Below are 8,024 nucleotides of genomic sequence, written 5' to 3'. Positions count from 1 at the left end.
CGCGCCCGCCTCGGCTGCCGCGAGCGCCGCCCAGGACGCCGCCGGCCCGCCGCCAATCACCAATACGTCAGCGGCGAGCTCGAGCACCTCGGCACCGCGCTGATGATGAACTAGTCGTCTCAGAGTCGACACAAGTTGCTCAATCGTTACTCAATCGGCAACAGCAAGACCGCACTGTCAGCGCACGGCGATCGACGCATCCATGATTCATGCCGTCACGGAGCCGCCAACATCCAACTCGTTGTAGGCGAACGGGCAGCTCAAAAAACTGACCTTTACTCGTTCAAACTGTATCGCCGATTCGACAGGCGGTCAATCGCGTCGCATTTGGTGGAAATTCTCGTAATATGGAAACTCACTATGGAAACCCAACGAGACTATCTGAGCTCTACATAGGCCGGAATACGCTTCGCTTCAACACAGCTCGCCCTCCCAACACCTGCAACGGAGGGCGTATGACCGCTGCTTCCGGCCGAGCTTGCCAACAATCGCAAGTTTCTCAATGGTCGAAGATAGCCGATGCTGGAGCAAGGATACGGTGAGTCCACGGCACGCAATATGATCTGACGTTCCCCCGCAATGCGTCGGTTCTGAAGCAGAATATCGCAGCTGCGCTGCTCCGATTTCTGACCGTTTCCGGCGTATTCGCTGGGGGGTCAGATGACCCAGTGAACCGTGGGTCGAGGATGTTGCAGTCATGCTGCCAAGCGGCTAGAAGCGTTCTTGGCATGATCAGTGGTCCACTCGTTCGTACGCAGATTGACAGATTGACAGGAGGGGTGTTCAAGTGTCTCTGAAGCCGCTTGTAGGATGTGCCGCAGCGATCGTGGTCGGTGTGTTCGGTATCGTTCCGGAGCATCGGGGTGCGCTGGCGAACGATTTCCCAACCAAACCGCTGCGCTTGATCGTTCCGTTTCCCCCGGGAGGCCTCAACGACCTCCTTGCCCGGCTGTTGGGGACGCGACTGGCAGAGCGTCTCGGGGCGCAGGTCGTGATCGACAACCGCCCTGGCGCCAATACGATCATCGGGACCGAGATGACCGCACGGGCGACCCCGGACGGATATACGTTCATGATCGTGCCGGCGGGCCATGCGGTCAATCCGAGTGTCTACCGCACGCTTCCATACGACACCATCAAGGATCTCCGCGGGGTCGCGTTCATCGGGGACAGTCCCTACGTTCTCGCGGTGCATCCAGGGCTGCGGGTGAAGACAGCGGCAGAGCTGGTGGGGCTCGCCAAACGCAAACCAGGCCAGATCAGTTTCTCGTCGTCAGGTATCGGCAACATGACGCACCTTGCCTCGGAGCTGTTGAACGAGATTGCCGGAGTGAAGCTTGTGCATGTCCCTTACAAGGGAACGGGGCAACTCATTTCGGACTTGATGGGCGGCAGCGTCCCGGTGTCCATAATTTCGTTCTCGAGCGGACGCAACTACGTCAAGACCGGAAAGATCAGTCTGCTCGGCGTGACCACCGTCAAGCGCAATCCGCTGCTTCCGGACTTGCCGACGCTCGCCGAATCGGGGCTGCCGGGATACGAAGTCAGCGGGTGGTATGGTTTCGTTGCACCAGCGCCGACGCCCACAACGGTGATCAACAAACTGCATGCGGAGATCACGGCGGTGCTCGCCTTGCCCGACATTCGGGATAATGTCAGGAAGGAGGGCATCGACGTCGTGCCCATGACGCCCGCAGCCTTCGATGATCGGGTCGTGAAGGAAATCGGAAAATGGCGCGGACTGGTCAATCGGCTGGGGATCTCCGCAGATTGGGGGCGACCGAACTAGCTCCAAGCCGTTTGCGCTACGGCGCGGGGAGCGACGGACCGGGTTCTTGAAGGTTTAAGTGCGGAGGTCCGGCCCAGCAGAAGCTCGATCGCGTCCATAAAAACTCCATGCGTAAAGGCTGCTATTGGGAGAGTAGGCCAGCGCTGCAATTCCGCCGGCCTACTCTCCCAGAAAACGTTTATTGCTCGACTTTAATGCCCGTCTGCTTGACCAAATTGCCCCACTTCTGCATTTCGGCCTGTATGAACGCGCGAAACTCCTCCGGCGTATTGCCGCCGGGCACGGCCCCGATCTGCAGCATGCGCTTTCGAACTTCTGGGTTCTTAAGGACCCTGCTGAACGATCGCCGCAAGCTTCGCGATGATTTCGCGTGAGGTACCGGCGGACGCGAGTAGGCCCGTCCAACCCTCCACTTCGTAGCCCTGCAACCCCGCTTCGGCGATTGTCATGAGCTCCGGGGCCTGAGGGAAACGCCGAGCGGAGGTGATTGCCAGCTCTCGCAGCCGGCCTGATTGCATGTAGCCTACAGCGTCGGAGTAATTGGCGAAGGTAAGCTGCGCCTCGCCGGCTACTGTGGCAGCGACGGCGGGCGCGCCGCCGCGATACGGGACGTGAACCATATCAATGCCTGCCATGAACTTGAATATCTCGCCGCCGAACTGAGTGAGGCCGCCGGCTCCAGCAAAGCGGAGCTTGCCAGGCTGTGCCTTTGCAAGTGCTATCAGCTCCTTCACGTTGCGCACGGGTAGGCTGGGATGGACCATCAGCACCAATGGATTGGTATTGAGCAGCGTAATCGGCGCGAAGTCCCGGAGGCCGTCATAGCCGACCTTGAAAATGAACTGGTTGAGGGTCTGAGGCGCCGCGAGGCCAATGAGCAATGCCTGCCCGTCCGGAGCGCTCTTTGCGACATATTCGGTGCCGAGGCTGCCGCTTGCGCCGGGTTTACTTTCGACCAGTACGGTCTGGCCGAGCGCGCTCTGAAGCATCGGCGCGGTGAACCGTGCCATCGTATCGGCTATGCCGCCGGGCGCGTACGGGACCATCAGCCGAACGGGCTTCGTCGGCCAGACTTGCGCGGCCACAGAACCCGCGCCCATCAGCAGCGCCAATGTAGAGCACAAGACCGCATAGGCGTGTATCGGATTTTGCATCGGGAATTTCTCCGCGAGTGGAGGGGCCGGCAACAGCGTTCAGGCGGAATCGAAGGAAGACATGTAGTTTCGATCGTTCAGGTATCGAGCACCGATTCGTGAAACAGCCGCTCTATCGGCACGGGTGCTTTGATCAGGCGCTGATCGACGCAATATGCCATGAAATGCTCGAGATTGGCGCGATTCGCTTTGATGCCGGACGGCCACAGCTCGGGCGCGAGCGTGTCGCGCTGCGCTTCGTACTCGGTGCGAGAGAACGCAAGCAGCGCATAGCCTGGATCGTCGTAGTACTCGCGCGTCTGGCGTTTCGCCTCTTCCCACATTCCGATCAGCGCGCGCGGGAGATCCGGCTTGCGCTCCGCCAGCTCGCGCTTGAACGCGAGCAAGTGCATGATCGGGTACCACCCATGTCTCCTGTAGTAGCGTGTCGACTCCCCGCGCGCATCGGCAAACAATCGACGCACGCGCGGATCACGCTCGAGAACTCGCGGCGGCGGATGCGGGTAGATCAGCGCGTCGATCTGGCCATTGAAGAGCAGCTCGTCAATCGGCCCTTTCGCGCGCTCGAGGTGCATTCCGTAGTCGACGGGAATCTCTTCTGCGCGCGTGGTTACCCAATGGATCTGATCCCACGGCACGCCGTACTCGGTTTTGAGGTCGCCCTTCGCGAGGACCGCCATCGTAATCTGAAAAGCGCCCACACCGACGCGGCGTCCGATCAGGTCGCTCGGGTTGCGAATTCCGGCGTTGGTGTTGACGAAGATGTGGTTCTGGCTGAACAGCCGGCGCGGAAAGACTGGCACGGCGCCGAATGGCAACCCGCGTTCGACGCCGATGATGTACGACGCGAGCGAATGTTCCGCTATGTCGAACTCACCTTTGAGGAACCGCGCGTGGCGCGAGATACCGTGCCGGCGCGGCGGAACCATACCGACTTCCAGAGCGCGCAGGGTCATGCCATCCGGCGGTTTCACCGTGCCAAGAAAGAAAGGCAGATGCCGGTCGTACAGCTCCAGCGCAATCGTGAGTTCGTCCACCCCTGATTTCTCCCGCCTCGATGCTCGTCGCGGCTTTCATCGCACCACAGAAACCGCAGGGGCTGAGTGCATCGATCCTTTCCGCGTCTGGCCCAGGCCGCAGTTCCAGTAGTTGAATGCTTCGGCAGAATCAGCGCATCACGCGCTGATCGGCGACGGGTTGTGATGGGTCACGGTGTTCAGTCCGGAGACCGGCGTGGCCTGCGCGGCATTGCGCCCCGCAATGCGACCAGTCACGAAGCATTCGACGATGTTACCGCCCGACATGTAAAGATGGCCGAAAGAGCTGCCCAGCTCGCCGGCAGCGTATAGCCGGGGGATCGGCTCTCCGTAGACATCAATGATGCGCGTTTCAGCGTCGTGTACCGGTCCGCCCTGCGTGTTGGTCACGGTTGCCCACACCGGTGCGCCGTAGAAAGGAGGCGTACTGATGGGCATCATCGAACCGCGCGGGCGACCAAAGTCTTCGTCGCCGCCGCGCGCGCAAAGCTCGTTCCAGCGCTGCACGCTCTTTTCCATTGCGTCCGTTGCGATGCCGAGCATCTGGGCAAGTTCGCGAAGCGAATTCCCGCGCTTCAGGATGCCGAGCTCGACCTCCCTCAGGTTGTCTGCACTCCAGTCGTAGCGCAGACCTTCCTCATTGGAGGTGGCCTTTCCAAGGGGATAGAGTTTTCGCCCGACCTCGTCGCACACCATGACGCTGGGATTGCGCGGATAACGTTGCTTCACGGGGTCGTAATACTGCATCGGCCGCACCGCCGTATCCTGCGTGTAGGGCTGGTACTCGGACATGAAGCGCCTGCCGTCCTGATCCAGCAGGATCCACGGCATCTTCAGGGTGACGCTGTCCTCATCGCCGGGAAACCAATCGGAAAAGCGTTTCAGGCGAATTGCGTAAGGGTAGGCGGGGTCGCTATGGCGAAAGCCGTATGCGCCGTGGATATGCCACATGTGCCATAACGCCGCACCCAGGTCCTGCGCCATACGGATGCCATCCCCGGTGTTGCCGCCGGCCATTGCGTTCAGAATGGGTTTGCCTTCCATGAACTGCTCGCGCATCGCGGCGTTGCCCTCGAAGCCGCCGCTCGCGAGCACTACGCCGCGGCGCGCGAGAATCTCGTAACCGCCCCCGTTGTGCGATACCCGCACGCCGCGCACTTCGCGCGTGCCGGGTTCTGCAATCAGGCGTTGGGCAGCGCAACCGAGACGGATCTCGATCCCCTGACGCGCAAGATTGTCCTCCAGGATCTTGAACAGCTTGGGCCCGCCGGGTGCCCCATTGGCCCACGGATAGTGTTTTCGCGCATCGAACCCCGGCACGTCGTGAGCGGTGGTGTGGTAGAACGTTGTCGTGCCCGGGAACGGATAGTTACCACCGATGCGGCGCAGTGGCCGTTTCTCGTGGTCGTATGGCCCGCTTCTCGGGTCCGCCATCACGGCCTGGTTCTCCTCGATCGAGGTCTTGATGACCGCGCCGTTGACCCGCCCGAGTTCGCGCACGTATTTCTCGATCTCGCTCATGCCCTGTGCGAGCGCGCGCAGTACGTCATCGGGTGTGCGCCCGTCGTTCGTCGCCTTGAGGTATTGAAACGCCTGCTCCGCGTCGTGTGCACTGCGGACGGCGCCGTAGGAACAGATCGATATGCCGCCGGGCACGGTCGATTTCTCGATCAGCAGCGTTCTGGCGCCGCATTGTGCAGCATTCAGTGCAGCGATGGCTCCGCCGAATCCATATCCCACCACGACGACATCGAAGGTCTCGTTCTCCAAGGCTGGTTCCTCAGGTCATTTTACGAATCGGCTGCACGCACAGCTATGCCGCGTCAGGGTGCCGCTACTCGACCGCAATGTTGGCGCTGCGGACGATGCGTCTGAATTTTTCTATATCGGCGCGGAGGGTTGCGCCAAACTGCTCGGGTGTGCCACCAATTGGTTCATAGCCGAGTCTCTGCAGGCGCTCACGGACTTCCCGTGCATTGAGCCCGTTGAGGATGGCCGAATTGAGCGTCGCGACGATGCTCCGAGGCGTGCCCGCCGGCGCCATGATGCCGAACCAGACATCGACGGCGTAGCCGCGGACCCCCGCTTCTGCGACGGTGGGCAAGTCCGGCGCTGCTGCGATTCGACTACTGCCGATCGCTGCGAGCATCCGTATCTTGCCGGCCTTGGCGGAAGGTGCGAGCGCGGAGAAATCGGCGAAAATGATGTCGATCTCCCCGGCCAGGACGGCCGTGACCAGGGGTGCAGCACCCTTGTAAGGCACCTGAAGGATATCGATACCGGCTGTGGAACGCAGAAGCTCGCCGGCGAGATTGGAGCTCGAGCCTCGTCCAGCCGAGCCGTAGGTCAACAAGCCTTTTCTGGATTTCGCCAGTTTGATCAGTTCCTGCACGCTGGTGGCAGGCACGGTGGCATGCACCGCCAGCACATAGGGCCCGGACGCGACGTTGGCAACCGGCGTCAGGTCGCGCAGCGGATCGTACGGCAGCTTTGCGTATAGGCTCGGCGCAACCGCAAGATTGCTCGACCCGCCCATGACGATCGTATAGCCGTCGGCAGGCGCCTTGCTGGCCGCGGCAACCCCGATTGTGCCGCCCGCCCCGGGACGGTTGTCTACAACCACCGGCCTGGACCATTGTTCAGAGAGTTTCTGCGCGATGATGCGGGCGACCGCGTCGGTCGGACCGGCGGGTGGGAAGGGGACGATCATGATAATCGGCCCGGCGGGGTACTCCGAGCGCGTCGTCTGCGCAGCGGCGCGCGAGGTTATGGCGAGGACGAGCAGCGATGCCGATATTCCCAAAACCAAAGCAGCGTGTCGTTTACGCATCGTACAATGGCCTATGGAACAGGTTGAGACCACGGAGGTCCACCCGCTACGCGCCGCGGTCACGAAAAGAGAGTTCGCTCTCATCCCTCCAGCCCGAGCTGTAAACATCAGCTTACGACGAGCCCCGCGTGCTCGCTTTGGCCTTCCGTCATTCCCCGGGCCTTCATCCACTCATAGGCCCGGCTGAACAAGGCCCGATCATAGTAATCGACGTGCTTGTAGCGCACGAACGCACGCAGGAGCTCATGCGGCTGCAACGCGCCCTTGGCGTGCGCTGCCACGTGGTGTGCATACTTGTAGAAATCGGCATTGATGAGGTCTACGGCCGCATTCTCGGCGTCGTAATAGGCCTTGCGTTGTTCCGGCGTGAGCTCCGGCGCCACCACCTCGCCGCCCCGGTAAAACGCCGATGCGATGATATGCGCGCCTTCCTTGAGCCCGAGGCTGATGAATGGCTCCATCACGGTCACCACGCGGTGAGTGGCGTTCCTGAGCCCTTCCCAGCGCTTCGGCGGGAGGCCGCCCTTCTCGATCCTGACGTGCTCGCGGCCGACGGCGCTCTCGAGCATCTGCAGCGTCGTGTAATGGGAGCCGGTGAGCTCCTGTACGACGACGGGGATGTCGGCCAGGTCGCGCGCGGTCTGCAGCTTCTCGTCGAAGGTGAGGATCGCCTGTGCCGCAACCGCGGCACGCAATGCGGCAATGTTGCCTCCGCGCTTGCCCTGCTCCAGCCGGTCGATGCTTGCCCATTCGCAGACGTTGTAGCTATCGGCCGAACCGCACTCGTAGAGCTGCTCCTTCAACCGCGACAGGATCGGCTTGTCCGCGCTGTCCTTCTCGCGATCAGCATAGGTTGCCGAGAAGCTGACATCGAGCCCCGCCTTGTCGAATAGACCTTCCTCTATGCCGACGGTCACCGGCAGGTCGAACACGGGGTTATTGGGAGCGACCTTTACAACGGGTCTCGTCGTGGATGTCATGGCTGTTCCTCATGTGCGTTGCTGTCGTAGGTGACCACCGCCACTTCGCTGGATCGGCGGACCTGGCCGGAAAAATACGGCCGCCACGAGGGGTCCGCCACACGCCGGAATCGGACTCATTCCGGCGAGGCCGGCAGGCGGCAGTTCAGGCGGCAGAAACCGCGCTCTTATCGCGAGTCAATGCGGCTGCAGGTTTGGCGATCCCGTAAAGGCGTGCGCAGTTGTCCCACAGGA

7 protein-coding genes are annotated in these 8,024 nt (G+C 61.7%); 1 reads left to right on the top strand and 6 read right to left on the bottom strand.

What is annotated here, in order from left to right:
- Positions 1-766: 766 nt before the first annotated feature.
- Positions 767-1,789 (top strand): tripartite tricarboxylate transporter substrate binding protein, encoded by a 1,023-nt coding sequence (locus GEV05_29545; protein MPZ47435.1) that lies wholly within the window; start codon positions 767-769, stop codon positions 1,787-1,789.
- A 178-nt stretch (positions 1,790-1,967) separates the two neighbouring features.
- On the opposite strand, the gene GEV05_29540 is transcribed toward GEV05_29545, so the two are convergent.
- The 6 genes from GEV05_29540 to GEV05_29515 form a co-directional block, all read right to left on the bottom strand.
- Positions 1,968-2,141: a hypothetical protein gene (locus tag GEV05_29540; GenBank protein ID MPZ47434.1), complete on the bottom strand. Its 174-nt coding sequence runs from the start codon at positions 2,139-2,141 to the stop codon at positions 1,968-1,970.
- Complete coding sequence (locus GEV05_29535; protein ID MPZ47433.1) at positions 2,113-2,943, bottom strand: tripartite tricarboxylate transporter substrate binding protein; 831 nt, start codon at positions 2,941-2,943, stop codon at positions 2,113-2,115. Before GEV05_29535 ends, GEV05_29540 begins: the two co-directional genes overlap by 29 nt.
- A 77-nt stretch (positions 2,944-3,020) precedes the next feature.
- Complete coding sequence (locus GEV05_29530; GenBank protein MPZ47432.1) at positions 3,021-3,980, bottom strand: taurine ABC transporter substrate-binding protein; 960 nt, start codon at positions 3,978-3,980, stop codon at positions 3,021-3,023.
- Positions 3,981-4,118: 138 nt separating this feature from the next.
- Complete coding sequence (locus tag GEV05_29525; GenBank protein ID MPZ47431.1) at positions 4,119-5,750, bottom strand: FAD-dependent oxidoreductase; 1,632 nt, start codon at positions 5,748-5,750, stop codon at positions 4,119-4,121.
- A 64-nt stretch (positions 5,751-5,814) separates the two neighbouring features.
- Positions 5,815-6,981 (bottom strand): tripartite tricarboxylate transporter substrate binding protein, encoded by a 1,167-nt coding sequence (locus GEV05_29520; protein ID MPZ47430.1) that lies wholly within the window; start codon positions 6,979-6,981, stop codon positions 5,815-5,817.
- Entirely contained in the window at positions 6,918-7,790 is an 873-nt protein-coding gene (locus GEV05_29515; GenBank protein ID MPZ47429.1) for a nitrate ABC transporter substrate-binding protein, read from the bottom strand. The genes GEV05_29520 and GEV05_29515 overlap by 64 nt, the downstream gene beginning before the upstream one ends.
- Between the last annotated feature and the right edge of the window lie 234 nt (positions 7,791-8,024).

This window comes from Betaproteobacteria bacterium (genome assembly GCA_009377585.1).
In the GTDB taxonomy this organism is placed as follows: domain Bacteria; phylum Pseudomonadota; class Gammaproteobacteria; order Burkholderiales; family WYBJ01; genus WYBJ01.
This window is presented reverse-complemented; position numbering and strand designations above follow the sequence as displayed.

Bases quoted from the DNA above. Each gene is read 5' to 3' on its own strand.
- GEV05_29535 (MPZ47433.1), bottom strand. From the start codon at position 2,943: ATGCAAAATCCGATACACGCCTATGCGGTCTTGTGCTCTACATTGGCG.
- GEV05_29515 (MPZ47429.1), bottom strand. From the start codon at position 7,790: ATGACATCCACGACGAGACCCGTTGTAAAGGTCGCTCCCAATAACCCC.